Annotated in this window: 16 protein-coding genes; 4 read left to right on the top strand and 12 right to left on the bottom strand. The window is 60.0% G+C overall.

Annotation, left to right across the window (positions count from 1 at the left end; all coding sequences use genetic code 11):
* Positions 1-41: 41 nt before the first annotated feature.
* Together CPY51_RS23600 and CPY51_RS23595 are read right to left on the bottom strand one after the other, a co-directional pair.
* A complete protein-coding gene (locus tag CPY51_RS23600; protein WP_111162670.1) occupies positions 42-1,241 on the bottom strand; it encodes an SGNH/GDSL hydrolase family protein in 1,200 nt (399 codons plus the stop codon).
* Positions 1,242-1,269: 28 nt separating this feature from the next.
* A complete protein-coding gene (locus CPY51_RS23595) occupies positions 1,270-2,493 on the bottom strand; it encodes a lytic murein transglycosylase (RefSeq protein ID WP_111162669.1) in 1,224 nt (407 codons plus the stop codon).
* Between the two features lie 203 nt (positions 2,494-2,696).
* Between CPY51_RS23595 and galU the strand changes: the two genes are divergently transcribed.
* Complete coding sequence (gene galU / locus CPY51_RS23590) at positions 2,697-3,584, top strand: UTP--glucose-1-phosphate uridylyltransferase GalU (protein WP_111162668.1); 888 nt, start codon at positions 2,697-2,699, stop codon at positions 3,582-3,584.
* A gap of 63 nt (positions 3,585-3,647) precedes the next feature.
* Here the strand turns inward: galU and CPY51_RS23585 are convergent, their stop codons facing one another.
* Complete coding sequence (locus CPY51_RS23585; protein WP_111162667.1) at positions 3,648-5,183, bottom strand: outer membrane beta-barrel protein; 1,536 nt, start codon at positions 5,181-5,183, stop codon at positions 3,648-3,650.
* A gap of 271 nt (positions 5,184-5,454) precedes the next feature.
* On the opposite strand from CPY51_RS23585, the gene CPY51_RS23580 reads away from it, so the two are divergent.
* The gene (locus tag CPY51_RS23580; RefSeq protein ID WP_111162666.1) at positions 5,455-6,450 is read left to right on the top strand and encodes a KpsF/GutQ family sugar-phosphate isomerase; all 996 of its coding nucleotides are present in this window, start codon (positions 5,455-5,457) and stop codon (positions 6,448-6,450) included.
* 54 nt (positions 6,451-6,504) lie between these two features.
* Here CPY51_RS23580 and CPY51_RS23575 read toward each other — a convergent pair whose 3' ends face one another.
* The 6 genes from CPY51_RS23575 to CPY51_RS23550 form a co-directional block, all read right to left on the bottom strand.
* Positions 6,505-6,963 carry an NfeD family protein gene (locus CPY51_RS23575; RefSeq protein ID WP_111162665.1) on the bottom strand — a complete coding sequence of 153 codons (459 nt, stop codon included), beginning with the start codon at positions 6,961-6,963 and terminating at the stop codon, positions 6,505-6,507.
* Positions 6,964-6,966: 3 nt separating this feature from the next.
* Positions 6,967-7,980 (bottom strand): SPFH domain-containing protein, encoded by a 1,014-nt coding sequence (locus CPY51_RS23570; RefSeq protein ID WP_111162664.1) that lies wholly within the window; start codon positions 7,978-7,980, stop codon positions 6,967-6,969.
* A gap of 94 nt (positions 7,981-8,074) precedes the next feature.
* Positions 8,075-9,109, bottom strand: coding sequence for a ferrochelatase (gene hemH, locus CPY51_RS23565; protein WP_111162663.1), 1,035 nt, complete (start codon positions 9,107-9,109; stop codon positions 8,075-8,077).
* A 129-nt stretch (positions 9,110-9,238) separates the two neighbouring features.
* Positions 9,239-11,170 (bottom strand): bifunctional metallophosphatase/5'-nucleotidase, encoded by a 1,932-nt coding sequence (locus CPY51_RS23560; RefSeq protein ID WP_111162662.1) that lies wholly within the window; start codon positions 11,168-11,170, stop codon positions 9,239-9,241.
* Positions 11,171-11,349: 179 nt separating this feature from the next.
* Positions 11,350-11,724, bottom strand: a complete 375-nt coding sequence (gene omp10, locus CPY51_RS23555; RefSeq protein ID WP_111162661.1) for an outer membrane lipoprotein Omp10 — start codon at positions 11,722-11,724, stop codon at positions 11,350-11,352.
* 172 nt (positions 11,725-11,896) lie between these two features.
* The gene (locus CPY51_RS23550; protein WP_111162660.1) at positions 11,897-13,348 is read right to left on the bottom strand and encodes a homospermidine synthase; all 1,452 of its coding nucleotides are present in this window, start codon (positions 13,346-13,348) and stop codon (positions 11,897-11,899) included.
* A 277-nt stretch (positions 13,349-13,625) separates the two neighbouring features.
* Here CPY51_RS23550 and CPY51_RS23545 point away from each other — a divergent pair, with 277 nt between their 5' ends.
* Both CPY51_RS23545 and CPY51_RS34150 read left to right on the top strand, forming a co-directional pair.
* The gene (locus CPY51_RS23545) at positions 13,626-13,910 is read left to right on the top strand and encodes a CopG family ribbon-helix-helix protein (RefSeq protein ID WP_111162659.1); all 285 of its coding nucleotides are present in this window, start codon (positions 13,626-13,628) and stop codon (positions 13,908-13,910) included.
* Positions 13,907-14,200, top strand: a complete 294-nt coding sequence (locus tag CPY51_RS34150) for a type II toxin-antitoxin system RelE/ParE family toxin (protein WP_111162658.1) — start codon at positions 13,907-13,909, stop codon at positions 14,198-14,200. Before CPY51_RS23545 ends, CPY51_RS34150 begins: the two co-directional genes overlap by 4 nt.
* Here the strand turns inward: CPY51_RS34150 and CPY51_RS23535 are convergent.
* From CPY51_RS23535 to CPY51_RS23525, 3 genes are read right to left on the bottom strand one after another with little or no spacing between them, the layout of a single operon-like run.
* Complete coding sequence (locus tag CPY51_RS23535; protein ID WP_111162657.1) at positions 14,190-14,474, bottom strand: YciI family protein; 285 nt, start codon at positions 14,472-14,474, stop codon at positions 14,190-14,192. The two genes, CPY51_RS34150 and CPY51_RS23535, sit on opposite strands and share 11 nt — an antisense overlap.
* Before the next feature lie 6 nt (positions 14,475-14,480).
* Complete coding sequence (locus CPY51_RS23530) at positions 14,481-15,140, bottom strand: aminotransferase class IV family protein (RefSeq protein WP_111162656.1); 660 nt, start codon at positions 15,138-15,140, stop codon at positions 14,481-14,483.
* Entirely contained in the window at positions 15,125-16,285 is a 1,161-nt protein-coding gene (locus CPY51_RS23525) for an aminodeoxychorismate synthase component I (protein WP_111162655.1), read from the bottom strand. The genes CPY51_RS23530 and CPY51_RS23525 overlap by 16 nt, the downstream gene beginning before the upstream one ends.
* Position 16,286 lies beyond the last annotated feature (1 nt).

Below are 16,286 nucleotides of genomic sequence, written 5' to 3'. Positions count from 1 at the left end.
TCTCCAAAAGGGGTCGCTCAGGCGGCCCTTTTTATTGTCGGTCAGTGTGCCGTCTTGGTGTCCAGGAGCCGGTAATCATCGACGCGTCCGGCGGGAGCGGGGGCCGTTTGGCCTTTTTCGACCAGCAGATCGCGCGGCGATGAGGTCACTGTTGCCGGTGCCGCTTTTGCGCCCAGGAGCTCGGCGCCGCCGTCGAGGTCAGGGTCCGAGAGGCTGATCGGCTGGGTGCGCTGCGGCTGGTTGGTCTCGGATGGCGGAAGGCCTGCAAGGTCGCCCGCCTTGTCGGTGTCTAGGCGCGTGATGTCGGGGCTTGCCTGATCGCCGAGCAGCCTGCGGGCCGGCTTTTCAACATAGAATGCGACCTTGCGACGTCCGGGCGCGGTCAGGTTGACGCCGTCGGCGGTCCGCAAACGCACCTGCTGGCCGTTGACGTCCGAACCGGTGACGATGAACTTGCCGTTTTCGTCGGCGAACCCGTCCCAGATATCAATGAATTCGCCGCCTACGCTTTCGACCTGGCTCTGGTAGATCTGGTTGAGCTTTACGCAATCGGCGGTCATCGAAGGGGAACCGAAGGTGGGAAGACCGACCCAGAGCAGCGGAATATGCCTTGAGGTGACGATCTTGGCGAATGCCAGCACGCGTGCCTCGTAGGCGATGAACCAGACGTCGCTGCCGAATTTTTCGTTGAGCTGGTCGCCGACCATCTGCTGCCGGTCGTTGGCGCCGATCATGATTACGACCACCGCCGGGTTTGCCTCGTCGAGCATTTGCGGCAATTGCTTCTGCCAGTCGTAATAGTCCTGGCGGACAAGACCGGAGGCGACGTTGCCATGCGTCTCGATGACGACGCCGGGGGATGCGGCAAAGGCGTCTGCCAGTCCATCGCCCAAGCCGCTCGCCAGGAAATCGCCGATGACGAGAACCTTCTTTGCGCTATCGAGCTTTTCCGCAGGTGCCGGCTCCTCCGGCCGGGCAACAACTGTCTTCTGCGGCGGAGGCGGTGTGCTGCGCTTGACGCGCGGACGCTGAGTGCGTCGGGGCGGGGGAGCTTCGGGAATGTATTCAGGCTGGGATGCGGGCCTGCCGAACAACATTTCCAGCAGCGAACGTCGCTGCTCCACCCTTTGCTGCGCCTCTGCCGCGGAGACGAGACACGACAGGGTGAAACATACCGCTAGAAAGCTCGCGAGAAAGGCTCTCGCAAACGGTACTTTTTCGCAGGCGCGCGGGCTCTTCATCTGTCATTTCCGATCGGGCGGCGTCGGTTCAGCGGCGGAGCGCATTCAAGAGGACCATGGACGGCTCGCCATCCGCGTCCAGGCCCATGCGCTGCTGAACGGCTGAAATTGCCGCCTTGGAGCCGGAGCCGAAATTGCCGTCGACGACACCGCTGTAATAGCCCATCGCCTTCAGGCGGGTCTGCAGCTCGAACTTCTGCTTGACGTCGAGGGTGCCGTCGGGCCGCGGCCATGTCTGCTGCATGCCGCCATAGCCGGCGATCTCGTCGGCGAGAAGACCGACTGATATGGCGTAGCTGTCGGCTGCGTTATAGCGCTTGATGGTGAAAAAATTTGCCGCCATCAGGAAGCCGGGGCCATCCGGCCCGGCCGGCATTTTCAATTGCGCGCGGTCGGTCGGCAAGCGGAAGGCCTTGCCGTTGGGCCTGGCGAAGCCGAGTGCGGCCCATTGCGCAAGCGTGTGGGTCTTGCCAGCCTGATCGCCGCCGCCCTTCGGCACCACGACCTCATAGCCCCAGGTCTTGCCGGTCTGCCAGCCGTTCTTCATCAGCAAATTGGCCGATGTGGCCAGCGCGTCTGGGATTGAATTCCAGATGTCGCGACGGCCGTTGCCATCCTCGTCGACCGCATAGAGCAGGTAGCTCGTCGGAATGAATTGAGTATGCCCCATGGCGCCGGCCCACGAGCCGGTCATGCCGTCGGCCGAGATGTCGCCGTTCTGCAGGATTTTCAGCGCCGCGATCAATTGGGCACGGGCATATTTGCCGCGCTTGGCGTCAGCATAGCCAAGTGTCGCGAGCGCGCGGGGGACGTAATGGAGCCGGTCGTCCTTGGCAAGGATTTCACCGTAGTTCGATTCCATCGACCAGATCGCGAGCAGGATATTCCGGTCCACTCCGAACTGCCGCTCGACTGCCTTGAGTGTCGCACCGTATTTGACCGCCATCTTGCGACCAACGGCAACAGTGTACGGGTTCACGCGTGAATCCACGTAGTCCCAGATCCGGGTGTTGAACTCGGCCTGGTTGGCCGCCTTTTCCAGCACAACCGGGTCGGGGTCGCTCACTCCAGCAAAGGCCTTGTTGTATGTCGCCTTGCTGATGCCGGCTCTGGCGGCGGTTTCATAGAAGTTGGAAATCCATTTCTGGAACCCAGCGTCGGCGTTGGCGTTATAGGGCACCAACCCCGCAAGGGCACCAAGGGCGAGCGCCAGGGCAAGACTTCGAAAGGAGCGTTTGCTGTTCTGGGTCATCGGCGGTCGTGTCCGTCACTCGAATCATTCGGCCTTGGAACGGCGACGTTCCATCTGGGCCTTATTCTATTCGCATGATGTCAACAAAATCTTTACCATGGAACAGAGTAACGGTCACCCTTTGCAAAACGGTAGGAATTTTATACTACCGGGTGTCTGATGAGCCTTGAATTATCCCGATGCGTTCGGCCCAGGAGGTATGTGTGGGACAGCATAAAAAAGTGCGTAAAGCCGTATTTCCGGTGGCCGGCCTTGGAACGCGCTTCCTGCCGGCAACGAAGGCAGTGCCCAAGGAAATGCTGACGGTCGTCGACAAGCCCGTCATTCAATATGTCGTCGACGAAGCGATGGAAGCAGGCATCGAGCATTTCGTCTTCGTGACGGGACGCAGCAAGCACGTGATCGAAGACTATTTCGATATCCAGTTCGAGCTCGAACAGACGTTGCGCCAGCGCAACAGGAAGGCCGAGCTGACACTCCTGAGCGGCCTGCTTCCAAAGGCCGGCACCGCCAGCTTCACGCGCCAGCAGGAGCCGCTCGGCCTCGGTCACGCGGTGTGGTGCGCTCGCGAAATCGTTGGAGACGAGCCTTTTGCACTACTCCTGCCAGACATGGTCATGCGCGCCGAGACCGGCTGCATGAAGGGCATGATCGATCTTTACGAGCAGAGCGGCGGCAACGTCATCGGCGTGGAGGAATGCGCCCCTGACCAGACCCACAAATACGGCATTGTCGGCGTCGGCGAGACCATCGGTTCCGGCTTCCGGATTACCGAAATGGTGGAAAAGCCCGCCAAGGGCACCGCGCCGTCCAACTATTTCATCAACGGACGTTACATCCTGCAGCCGGAGATATTCTCGATTCTGGAACACCAGGAGCGAGGTGCCGGCAACGAAATCCAGCTCACCGACGGCATGCTGAAGCTCGCCCAGAAGCAGGATTTCGCCGGCTTCCACTTCAAGGGCGAGACCTATGACTGCGGCGCCAAGGATGGCTTCATCCTTGCCAACGTCGCTTTCGCACTTGCCCGCGACGACATTCGACCGACGGTCGAAGAAGGTTTCCGGGCGCTGCTCAAGGCTCTGAAATAGGCATTACAGGCGTCGCGCATTCGACAAGAATCGCGCGGCGCATCAGGCCTGCTGCAAGCGCAATCACCGTTTGACGGTAAGACCGAGGCCCGCACGCAACTGCCTTGTATCGTCACCGGACTTTCTCGAGGTCAGCTCATAGCCGACATTGCCGGTCAGATCGAGATAGCGGTTGACGCTCCAGGTCAGGCCCGCAGCAGCGTCATAGACCGTCTCGTCATCGAAGGTGCTGTTGGACGGATAGTCACGCCAGATCGTGCCGCCGGTCAGCTTGGCGACAAGATCGTCGGTCATCTCGTGTGTTATCGTTTCCGTCAGCTGGTAGGCCACGTAGCCGCTGTCGCCCGCTGTCGTTGACGGCTGGACGCTTGTCGAGAGGCCGATATTGACGTTAGTGCCGCGCTGCGGTGACCAGGCTATGTTGCCGTCGATGGTGGGAGAGCCGATCGAGGCAAGACGCGAGTCGTCGAAATTGGTCTGCTGATAGCCTATCCCAAGCTCACCCTTCAGCTTCTCGCCGAGATCGAGCTCGATGCCGGCCTTGCCGCCATAGCTTTGGCCGGACCGCTGGTATCCGGAGGAATCGAATTTGTCGTCGTAGATCGTGCGTCCGAGGTCAGCCTCAACGAACGGAATGAGCGCGGGCGACAGCTCGTAGCCGATACGGCCTCTGAGGACGCCTGCCGTCTGGTTGCGGTCGCTGAGGGTCACCGTGGAGCCGTCGGACAGCTCTGCGTCGGAATAGATGGTGCGCGTCAATGCCAGCGCCGTCGTGCCGCGCAGGATGCCGAAGTCGCGTTCAACCGACAGGCCGCCGTCGAACTGGTTGACGCCCGATTGCTTTGCAGCGCCCGAGATCGCGTTCGGATCGTCGGTATCCTCCCGGAAGAACTGGTAGCCGGCGGTCACATGCGCAGTCGTTTCGGACGGAAGATCGAGACGAAGATCGGCATTGATGTCGACATTCGGCTGCTCCTCGCCGGTGCCGCTCAAATTCCTTTGCCATAGACCGTCGCCGGTGATCGTCAGTTGATGCCGCGACCAATCGGAGGTCAGCGTGCTGCGCAGGTCGGTCTGCAGGTATGTGCGCTTGTCGTCGGTGCTGCCGGTGCGCTCGTCCTCGACATTGATCGACTGGTTGACGGATGGACGGAGCGTGAAGCTGCCGAGCTGGATGCCTTGTGGATCATCCCGGTCGGCTCGCTGCTTGACGTTGACGTTGTCGACACTGCTGTCCCGCGTATTGATGCGCCGCATGTCGTCGTCGAGGATCGAGCCGGTCGTCAACGTGTCGGTGCCATCAAGGCGAAGGCGCGGGTTGAGCGGGGCATCCGCGGTGTCGCTGGCAGTGCTCGCCGCAGTCTTGGTCGTCTTTGACTTGGCGGACGAACCCGGTGCTATTTCGCCATCTGTCGAAGACGCTCCGTAGGGATCCGGGTTGGCGGATTGAGCGGTCGTCGTCGTTGCCTGGGTCGAGGTCAGGGACTGGCCAAAGCTCTGTCGAGGCATGGCGAGGACGCTACAGCCGAGCAGGGCCGATGCGGCGCAAGCCGTCAGCCGCAGGGAGCGTCCGCCCGCCTTGTCGTTCCAGATGCTCATGCGTTCCTAATCCGGCATGCGTCGAAGTGGTTACCCAACCGTAAAGTGATGTGGTTAACGCTTCGTTGAGATTATGCCGCGGTGCGGGACGAATGGCTGATGTGGAATCACTGTGATAGGAACGGGAAATATACTGTCGATGTCGCAGCGAAGATGCCCATCCGGCGGAAAACTGTGCAGAAATCTTGATTTGGCGGCCCCAAACGCCATCTGGAGGCAGGCCGGGCATTCCTGCGTGGACAGATTTCGAGAAAAGCGGTAACGCTCACCCATGAATAAAAGAGCAGTCAAACTCGTGAAAGACGGTGCGGTCGAGTCGGCGATACGGACCATCGAGACCGAGCGAAGGGGTCTTGAGGCGCTCGAGCATGCGCTGGGCAACGGCCTTGCAGAGCCATTTGCCAAGGCCGTGGAACTGATAGCGGGCATTCCGGGCCGCGTTATCGTCACTGGTGTCGGCAAGAGCGGACATATCGGGGCAAAGATGGCCGCCACGTTCGCTTCGACCGGCACGCCCGCTTCCTTCGTCCATGCTGCCGAAGCAAATCATGGTGATCTCGGCATGATAGCCCCGAGCGATGCCGTGCTCGCTCTTTCAAAGGGCGGAGAAAGTGCTGAACTTCGCAGTATCATCACCTACACGCGCCGCTTTTCGATTCCGCTGATTGCCGTGACCTCTGGCGAGAAGTCCTCGCTTGCACGCGAGGCTGACCTCGTGCTGCTGCTACCGAGCGAACAGGAGGCCTGCCCGCATGGCCTGGCGCCAACCACCTCGACCTTGATGCAGCTTGCGATCGGCGACGCTCTTGCCATCGCCTTGCTCGAGGCGCGTGGCTTTACGGCGCTCGATTTCCACGTATTCCATCCGGGCGGGAAGCTTGGTGCCAGCCTTTCGCATGTGGCCGACATCATGCACAAGGGCGACCGGGTGCCTCTTGTGCCTCTCGGTACGCCATTGCCCGAGGCGATTACCACGCTGTCGCGCAAGCGTTTCGGATGCGTCGGGGTGCTTGACGATGACGGCCGCCTGTGCGGCATAGTCACCGAAGGCGACATGGCTCGCAATCTCACGAGAAACCTTTCGGAACTCAACGTCGACGACATCATGACGCGCGAGCCGAAAACCGTGAAGCCGACAGCGCTCGCAACAAGCGCGCTATCGCTGCTCAACAACAACAACATCTCCGCGCTGATCGTGGTCGACGAAGATCGGCGACCGATAGGGCTTGTACATTTCCACGATCTCCTGCGGATCGGCGTTGCCTAACCGCGGGTGGATCGGCTCGCCGACCACGGGATCGGCTCGCCGACCACGGGATGATCAGACTGGTTCGACCGTGAGGTCGCGGCCATTGCTGGCGACGATCCTGACTTGTGTGCCGGCAGGCAAATCCGGCCCCATGACAGACCAGAAGGTGTCATCGAGACGGATGCGGCCCCGGCCTTCGGTGATCGGCTCCTGCAATGTCGCCGTTCGCCCGACGAGGCCGGCACTGCGCTGGTTGAGGAACGGTTCATCCGAAGCGTAGCGATTATTATAGACGTAGCGGCGGCCGAGAATGGCTGCGATGACCGCGAGCGCTGCGAAGATCAGCGCCTGCAGCTGCCACACCCAGAATGCGCTTTCCCAGAGCAGCAGCGACAGGGCGCCGACAATGATGGCAGCAAGCCCGACCCATACCAGGAAGACGCCGGGGACGAGCAACTCGGCTGCGAGCAGCACGAGGCCGATCACCCACCAGCTCCAAGGCCCCAGCTTGATGAACAGGCTTAGCAGCATGGCTCAGCTCCCTCGCGTTGTCGATTGGGGAGGGATGGAGGGCGTGGTGCGGACCGGTCCGGTCTGCGGTCGCGGGCGAGGCGGCTGCGGATTGCCGTCGCTGTCGTTGCCGAAGACTTCGCGCGCGATAGCGCCGATGCCGGCGAGCGATCCGATGATCGAGGAGGCCTCCATCGGCATGAGCACGATCTTGGAATTGGGCGCCGAGCCGATCGCGGTCAGCGCCTCGGTATATTTTTGGGCGACGAAATAGTTGATTGCCTGCACGTCGCCGGCAGCGATCGCGGCGGACACCATCGTGGTCGCCTTGGCTTCTGCCTCAGCCGCACGTTCGCGGGCCTCGGCATTGCGGTACGCCGCTTCGCGCTGGCCTTCCGCCTGCAGGATAGCCGCCTGCTTGGCGCCTTCTGCCCTCAGAATCTGTGAATTTCGCGAGCCTTCCGCTTCCAAAACCTGGGCGCGCTTCTCGCGTTCAGCCTTCATCTGCCGGCCCATCGCGTCGATCAGATCGCGGGGCGGCTGGATATCCTTGAGTTCCACGCGGGTAACCTTGATGCCCCACGGTCGGACAGCTTCGTCGACGACCCGCAACAGCTTGTCGTTGATCGTATCGCGGTTCGACAGCAGCTCATCCAGATCCATCGAGCCCATCACGGAACGAATGTTGGTCATGGTGAGGTTGAGGATGGCGTTCTGGAGGTTGGAAACCTGATAAGCGGCTTCGGCAGCATTCAAGACCTGGAAGAATGTCACGGCGTCGGCAGAGACGCTGGCGTTGTCCCTCGTGATGACTTCCTGCGTCGGAACATTCAGGACCTGTTCCATGACGTTCATCTTTGCACCGACGCGGTCGACGAAGGGCAGGATCAAGTTAAGGCCGGGTTCGAGCGTCCTGGTGTATCGTCCGAACCGCTCTATCGTGTAGCGATATCCCTGCGGTACGGTCTTGATGCCTGAAAACAGGACAAGGATGACAAGCACGACAAATGCAACGACGACAATATCGAAACCACCCATAAAAACTCCTTCAGACCAGGATTGGTCTTGTGCAATTCACACTTATAAGATGTGGGTAGTTACTACATTATTTGCAACGCGGTTTCGCCCTGTTTTAAACCCACCCCATCAGCTCGCGTCTGACGACCTTTTCGAGCACGCGCATGCCATCCGCACTGTCGTTCAGGCAGGGAATGTGCGTGAATTTCTCGCCGCCGTTGTGGTGAAAGTTTTCCTCGGCCTGCACTGCGATCTCTTCCAGCGTCTCCAGGCAATCGGAGACGAAGCCGGGGTTCATGATGGCGATGCGCTTCACGCCCTCTTTCGCCAGCCGTTCGACTGTCTTGTCGGTATAGGGCTGCAGCCATTCTTCGGGGCCGAAGCGGGACTGGAAGGTGACCATCAGCTTTTCCTTCGAATAGCCGAGCCGCTCGCGCAAAAGCCGCGCCGTCTTGAGACACTGACAGTGATAGGGATCGCCCTTCTTGAAATAGGATTGGGGAATGCCGTGGAATGAGGTCAGGATGATCTCTGGTTCCCAGTCGAGCGTCGCCAGATGCGCGGTCACCGAATTTGCCAGCGCATCTATATAGGTGGGGTCATCGTGATAGGGCGGCACGGTGCGAAGTGCCGGTTGCCAGCGCATCGCCAGCAGCGTCTCGAAGGCCTTGTCGTTGACAGTCGCGGTGGTCGCTGCCGCATATTGCGGATAGAGCGGGAAGACGAGGATGCGGTCGCAGCCGGCAGCCTTCAGCGCCTCGACGCGCGAGGCGATCGACGGCTGGCCGTAACGCATGCCCCAGTCGACGGTGACGTTCGGCAGGTCCGCGAGGGCCTCGTTCAGGCGGTCCGATTGGTTGCGAGTATAGGTCCTGAGGTAGCTCTCGTTCAGATCCTTGTTCCAGATCAGCTCGTAAGCCTTGCCGACCTTTCCCGGCCGGGTGTTCAGCACGATGCCGTAGAGGATCGGGTACCAGAGAAAGCGCGACCATTCGATGACGCGGCGGTCGGACAGGAATTCCCTGAGATAGCGGCGCATCGAAGTATAGTCGGTGCCGTCGGGGGTGCCGAGGTTGACGATGAGGACGCCGACTTTGCCGATGTTGATCGAGGGATGGTCGGCCGGCATCGCTGCGGATTCTGCTGTCATCGAAATAGGTCCCAAAGCTCTCAAGTTCTCCAGCGTTCTACGCAGCACGCGGCGAACGGTTTATCTTTTAGAAACAAAAGCGGGCCCGGGAAAGCCCGGGCCGGCCTTGAGCATTGAGACCAATCGTCCCTATTTCGCCGGGATCTTCAATTCGTGGCCGACCGGCAGGTGGCGGGGGTTGATGTTGCGGTTGGCTGCCGCAAGCTTCCGCCACAGCGTCGCATCGCCATAGTAGGTTTTTGCGAGGACCCAGAACGTATCGCCCGATGCGGCGACATGCGTGGTCGGCGTCTTGACCGCCTCGATTACCGTCGTCTTGGCCGCTGCTGGAGGCGGGGTTGTCACGGCGGGTGTCGGCGTTTTCGGAGCGGGTGCCGCTGCCGGCTTTTCGCCAGACGGCGCGATGAGCTTTTCGGTCGGTTGCAGGGCTTCCGGCTGGACAGTCGAGCCTGCCGTTTCGACCTGCGTCACGCGGCCGTCGAGGTATGGCTTGTAGGGGTTGTGGGCGGCAAGATAGTCCGCCACGACCTGTTCGAGATCCGGGCCGAAATCATAGGCATTCTTGCCGTTGGACGCGAACACGCTGTAGCCGTCGCCACCGGCGCGCATGTAGTTGTTGCTGACGACGCCGTAGACCTTCTTCGGGTCGAGCAACACATATCCGTCACCTTCCTTGACCTCGGCGGAGACCACGCGGCTGCCGGGAGGTTTCGTCTTGTCGAAGCTGAATTTCATGCCGGATACCTGCGGAAAGCGGCCGGCTCCCGCTTCGATCTGGCTGAGGCCGTTCTCGATGGCGGCAAGCACGTCTGCGCCGGTCAGCTGGAATGTGGCGACGGTATTCTGGAACGGCAGAACCGTCAGCACATCGCCCATCGTCACATTGCCGGCACCAATCGAAGCGCGAAGGCCGCCGCCGTTCTGGATGGCGATAGCGATACCCTGGTTCTTGGTGTGGTCGAGCATGGCGTCGGCGACGAGATTGCCCATCGAGCATTCCTGGACCCGGCAGACCTCACGCGCACCCTCGATCGGGCCTTCCGACGCACCGATCACCTTCTTGCGCATCTCCTCGATCGGCTTGGCGAGTTCCTGCACGCGGGCAAGCATTGTCGGATCGGGGGTGACGGAGGCGTCCAGCAGGATCGGGTCGCCCTTGGCTTCCTTGACCACGCCATTGTCGTCGAAGGTGATGACGATGTCGCCGAGATAGCGGCTATAGGAAGCGGCGGTGACCACCGGCACCTTGTAGCCGCCGGGATTGTCGACCATTGTCGGATAGGGACCTGCAGCCTTAGGATCCGTATTGGACAGCAGTGTATGGGAGTGTCCCCCGACGACCACGTCGACACCTGGGATCTTGGCGATCTCGGCAATATCCCTGGTGTAGCCGACATGGGTCAGTGCGATGATCTTGTTGACGCCCTGTGATTTCAGCTTGTCCACCTCGGCATTTATCGCGGCGACGTCGTCGGTGATCTTCACATGCGGGCCAGGCGAGGCGAGTTCCGCGGTATCGTTGGTGACAGCGCCGACGATGCCAATCTTCTGGCCGCCGATATCGAGGACGACCGAGGGCTTGATGCGGTTGCCGAGCTTTGATTGATCATCGGTCACGAGGTTGGCGGTGACGACCGGGAATTGGACCTTGTCGAGGAAGGGCGCAAGCGCGCTCTCTCCATCGTCGAACTCGTGGTTGCCAACGGTCATGGCATCGAATTTCATGTCGTTCAGGAACTCTACCTCGGCCGCACCTTTGTACGTCGTGTAGAAAAGCGAGCCCTGGAAATTATCGCCGGCATCGAGAAGAATGACGTTCTGGCCGGCCAGCGCCTTGCGCCGCTCATCGATCTCCGTCTTCAAACGCGCGGCTCCGCCGAAGCATTCCTTCTTCGTTTCCTCGTCGGCCGTGCAGGTGGCGTCGAACTTGTTGATCGATTCGTCACGCGAGTGGAAATCGTTGATGTGCAGAATGTTGAGCTGGTAATCGGCGAATGCAGCGCCGGCGTTCAGCGCCAGAAGCGATAGGGTCAAAAGTCCGAGCCCGACGGATTTGCTCATCTGTTTCTCCTGTTGTCGAAGGTAGGTTCACCGGCCTGACTACATCTCCGGATTGGATGTTTTCATCGTAATTGCATCGCTGCAAGGGAAAGCTGTCCCCAACAGGCTTCTTTCCAAGGGGCGTAAAACAAAAAAGCTCCCGTCCGGGAGCTTTTCGTCTTGTTTGGAGTGATTTCCGCTTAGCTGCGACGTGCAAGCGAGAATTGAGCGCCGGAATCGGACGTGCAGTTCAGCTGGGCCGAGTTGACCAGCGCACAATTGACCTTGGACTGCGTCTTGCGGACCATGGAAGTCATGTTGATCTCGACGAGACCCGGGGAGGTGTTGGTGTAGGTGCCCGAGGCCAGGACCTGGTTGGTGTCTGTGGTACGGGTGCTGAAGGCGCCGCCCTGGAAGGTCGAAATGATGCCGTTGGGATCGGCCCAGGTGCCTTCGACTCCCTGCGACGCAGGACGGATGGCTGCCTGCTGCCGAATTGGCGGGGGTCCAAAATTGACGCAAGAGGCGAGTGAGAGCGATACGGCCAAGAGGGCAAGGCTGGTGGTGGTCTTCATGATGTCTCCCGCTATTGAACGGTTGGTTTGCCGCGCGATTTGCGGAAAACATGGCGCGGCGACCTGTCGAAAGCAAGGCTTGAGGACGACACGCGCAGATTTATCCGCAGGGCGTAACAAAAATACCCGCACGACCGGTGCGGGTATTTTCAGGTTCAAATATTAAAGGCAATCAACGCACGAGGACGTTCTTGAACTGCCAGGGATCCTTGGTGTCGATCTCTTCCGGAAAGAGACCCGGACGGCCCGTCAGCGGGGTCCAGTCGGTATAGTGGCCTTCGACGGGGCCGAGATAGGGCGTCTGCACTTCGAGGCAGCGCTTGTAGTCGATCTCGTCGGCTTCGACGATGCCGGCCTTCGGATTTTCGAGCGCCCAGACCATGCCGGCGAGGACGGCCGAGGTCACCTGCAGGCCGGTGGCGTTCTGGTAAGGCGCGATACGTCGGGTTTCCTCAAGCGACAGGCGCGAGCCGAACCAGTAGGCATTCTTCTCGTGGCCGTAGAGCAGCACTCCGAGCTCATCGATGCCTTCGACCAGTTCGTCCTCGTCGAGAACGTGATGAACAGGCTGCGGATTGCCGCCATTGCCGAACATCTCGTGCAGGGACAGAACGGCGTCGTTGGCCGGATGGTAGGCATAGTGGCAGGTCGGGCGATAGGTGACTTCGCCGTCCTTGTCGCGCACCGTGAAATAGTCGGCGATCGAGATGGATTCGTTGTGGGTAACGAGGAAGCCGTATTGCGGGCCGGGGGTCGGGCACCAGGTGCGAACGCGGGTGTTGGCGCCCGGCTGCTCGAGATAGATCGCGGCCTTGTTGCCCTTCTTGTGCTTCTTGGCGTTCTTCGGCATCCACTCTTCATGCGTGCCCCAGCCGAGTTCGGCCGGCTGCATGCCTTCGGAGATGAAGCCTTCGACCGACCAGGTGTTCCAGAAGACGTTGAGCGGCTTCGGGTGCTTGGTGAGCTGGGTGTCGCGCTCGGCGATATGGACGCCCTTGACGCCGAGCTTCTTCATCAGCTTTGCCCAGCTTTCGCGGTCATGCTGATCCGGCTCTTCAAACTTGAGACCGGTGTCGTTAGCAAGGTTGACGAGCGCCTGCTTGACGAACCAGGAGACCATGCCCGGGTTGGCGCCGCAGGTGGAAACGGCAGTCGTGCCGCCCGGATTCTTCTTCTTTTCGTGGCGGACGGTTTCGCGCAGCGCATAGTTCGTGCGGTCGGCATTCTTCATGTTCTTGTCGAAGTAGAAGCCGAGCCACGGCTCCACGACAGTGTCGATATAGAGCACGTCGAGCTTGCGGCAGAGCTTCATCAGGTCGAGCGAACCAGTGTCGACAGAGAGGTTGACGCAGAAGCCCTGGCCTTCACCCTCGGTCAGAAGCGGCTTCAGCAGGTCCTTATAATTGTCCTTGGTGACATATTCCTTGATATGTCTGACGCCGTGCTTCTTCAAGATCTCCATGTCGCTGGGTTCTTCGCGCGGGTCGATGACGACCATTCGGCTCTTGTCGAATTTGAAGTGGCGCTCGATCAGGGGCAAGGTGCCGCGACCGATAGAGCCAAAGCCGATCATCACGATCGGACCAGTAATTTCGGCATATACCGGATGGTTTTCGTCCGTCATTCTTTTCTCCTTCGAAGAGCGAAGGCCCTTCGGCCTATGAATTTCAATGAATCTTCGCGCGAAATGCGAGCTGAACGGCTCTAATCATAAAAGCCTGTCACAATAAAGGGTCGTTCCGGTTTGTTAGATCAACCGGGTACTCTCTAGCGCATTAAAGTGCCTTGATGGAATAGGCCCGTTGACTTGTTTGTTTCGTCTATGTCGTCAAGTCAGATAGGTATAAAGAAATGGAATGCCGAATATCGGTTCGGCTCCAAGAGCAGGCGAGAGGTTCCTCATGGCTGGCAATGTCGTTTCATTTCACGTTCCCGATCCCATGATGCGTAAGCTGGATGAACTTTCGCGTGCCGTGAAACGTGACGCCTCAGCCCTGGCTAAGGAGGCGTTGGCAGACTATTTGCTGCGGCAGGATATACAATCCGCGGCAATCGATGAGGCAGTTCTTGCTGCTGATGCCGGCGAATTCGTTTCCCACGAAGCAATGTCGCGATGGTTGGAATCTTGGGGAACGGATGACGAAATAGAACCCCCGAAATCGGATTTATTTAGCGCAAAACGATGAGAATTGTCTGGGCACCTTTCGCACGAGACGATCTGATCTCAATTCGCTCCTACATTTCCCAACACAATCCCAAAGCGGCAAGACTGACGGCAGTTCGCATCTTGCATACCGTAAATTTGCTCTCGGAGCGGCCCGAGCTCGGCATGAGCACGCACAGAGACGATGTCCGCCGACTGCTTGTCAGCAATTCGGTCTATTCGATAATCTACCGCCTCAGAGAAAGCGACATTGAGATTATCGAGATATTTGACGGTAGGCAGGCGGCTCCTCGCTCCAACCTCACCCCTTGAACACCTCCAGCCCCTCAACCACCTTCGTTACCGCAATCTCGGTTATCTCGTACTCCGCAATTCCGTGGACCGTGAAGGGATCGGCTGCGACATAGGCTTCGAGCTCGGCGCGCTCGCCGCGGGCAAAGATGACGCCGCCCGTGCGTGGTACCTTGCGGCCTGAGGCGAGAAACCAACCCCTCGAATAGCCTTCGCCAACCCAGGCCATATGGGTTTCCATATGTTTGTCGGCTTCGTCGTTGCTTTTGACATAGGTCAGGGAGAGGATGAACATGGTTCTTCAATTCCGTGTGAGTTCGATATTCTGTATTAGCCGGGCAGGGATCAGTCCGCGCAGCGAGTTTCCGACGTAAAGCCTGCCGTTTGCAAGATCGGCTGGGGTTATGCGGCCGACGCGGGCTTTACGCTGGCAGATCAGCTCCGTCCTCAGCACACCTGCGAGAAGGCCCGAGGAGATTGGGGGTGTCCTGAGCAGGCCAGAACCGTCGTCGAGAAAGACCGACGTGATCGTGCCCTCGCAGATCTCGTCCCTTTCGTTGAGCAACAGGACTTCGTCCGCATCGGCTGCCGGATATTCAGCGCGGGCCGCCTCGTAGACTGCGCGGCGTGTCGTCTTTACGCGCAGGAGCTTGTCAGCCGAATCGAGACGGGTGCGCGCGATTTGTACGCGCCAGACGGTATCAGCGGGAAGCGGCGTGAAGGTGGCTGACGTGATGTCGATGCGGCCCTCCCGGTCGAAGGTCAGCCGGACGCGCAACGGGCCGGTGGCGCCGGCAACCGCTTCGGCCAGCCTAATAGCGATATTTTTCGGGGCCGGAAATCCGAGCCGGCGGGCGGATCGGTCGAGGCGGGCCAGATGCAGGCGCAGGCGAACGAAGCCCGACGCAGGCTCGAAACGCAGCGTCTCGATCAATGAAAAATCGCCTAGCGTTCGATCCATCGATCCCCCACGGCAAATCGCGCCTTCAGGAGGCATTCGTCGTACTCGGCCTCAGCGGTCGAATCGAAGACGATGCCGCCGCCGACGTTGAAGATCGCCCGGCCATCTTCAAACAGGGTTATGGTGCGGATCCCGACGGAGAAGCGCATCGCGCCCGAGGGGGCGATCATCCCTATGGCGCCACAATAGGCGTCTCGCGGGCCGATCTCGAGATCATGGAGGATTTCCATCGCGCGCATCTTTGGGGCACCGGTGATCGAGCCACATGGAAAGAGCGCGGCGAAGATATCGCGGATCGAGAGGCCGGACCTAAGCTTGGCCTGGATATGGCTGACCATCTGGTGGACCGTCGGATAGGTCTCGATGTCGAAGAGTTTGGGGACGTCGAGCGTGCCCACTTCGGTAATGCGGGAAATGTCGTTGCGGAGCAGGTCGACGATCATGCGGTTTTCAGCCTGGGTCTTGATGTCGTTGCGCATCGCCTCGACGATTGCGGCATCTTCCGTTGGGTTCGTCCCGCGCGGTGCGGTTCCCTTCATCGGATGCGTCTCGATCCAGCCGTCCTCGTCCGTGCGAAAGAACAGCTCGGGCGAGCGCGACAGTATGATCGGGCCGCCGAGATTGATGAGTGCTCCGTATTTGACCGGCTGGCGTTCGATCAGCGACCAGAAGGCGGCACGCGGGTCGCCATTCCATCTTGCCGAGATCGGCATGGTGAGGTTGGCCTGATAGCAATCGCCCTGGCGGATATGCTGGTGCAGCCTGTCGAAGCGCGCCTTATAGTTTGGGAAATCCCATGCGGCCCGGGCGTCGCTCAGAAATTCGTCGTTCTCGATGCGCTGGGATGCCTCCGCAAGAGGGTGGTCGCTTTCCGCTGGCGCATCGAAGACGCCGAAGATCATCAGCGGCGTCTCTCGATTTTCCTCTGCAAAGCCTGCAAGCTTATCTTCGAAAACGTGGCCCGCTTCGTAAGCCATGTAGCCCGCAAGCCATTTGCCCCGTGACTTCGCTTGCTCCATCCGGTCGAGGCTTTCGAAAACGCCGGCGCGCGTGCGCGCAACGATGATCTCCGCCGGATCGGCAAAGACCATCACCTTGCCGGTCGTGTCATCCCGGAAGAGAGCGTAGGGCTTGCTGTCGGCCATA

The sequence above is a fragment of the Arminella tubonensis genome, from assembly GCF_003240585.1.
GTDB classification, from domain to species: domain Bacteria; phylum Pseudomonadota; class Alphaproteobacteria; order Rhizobiales; family Rhizobiaceae; genus Rhizobium; species Rhizobium tubonense.
The sequence above is the reverse complement of the archived record's forward strand: the minus strand, read 5'-3'. Positions and strand labels throughout refer to the sequence as shown.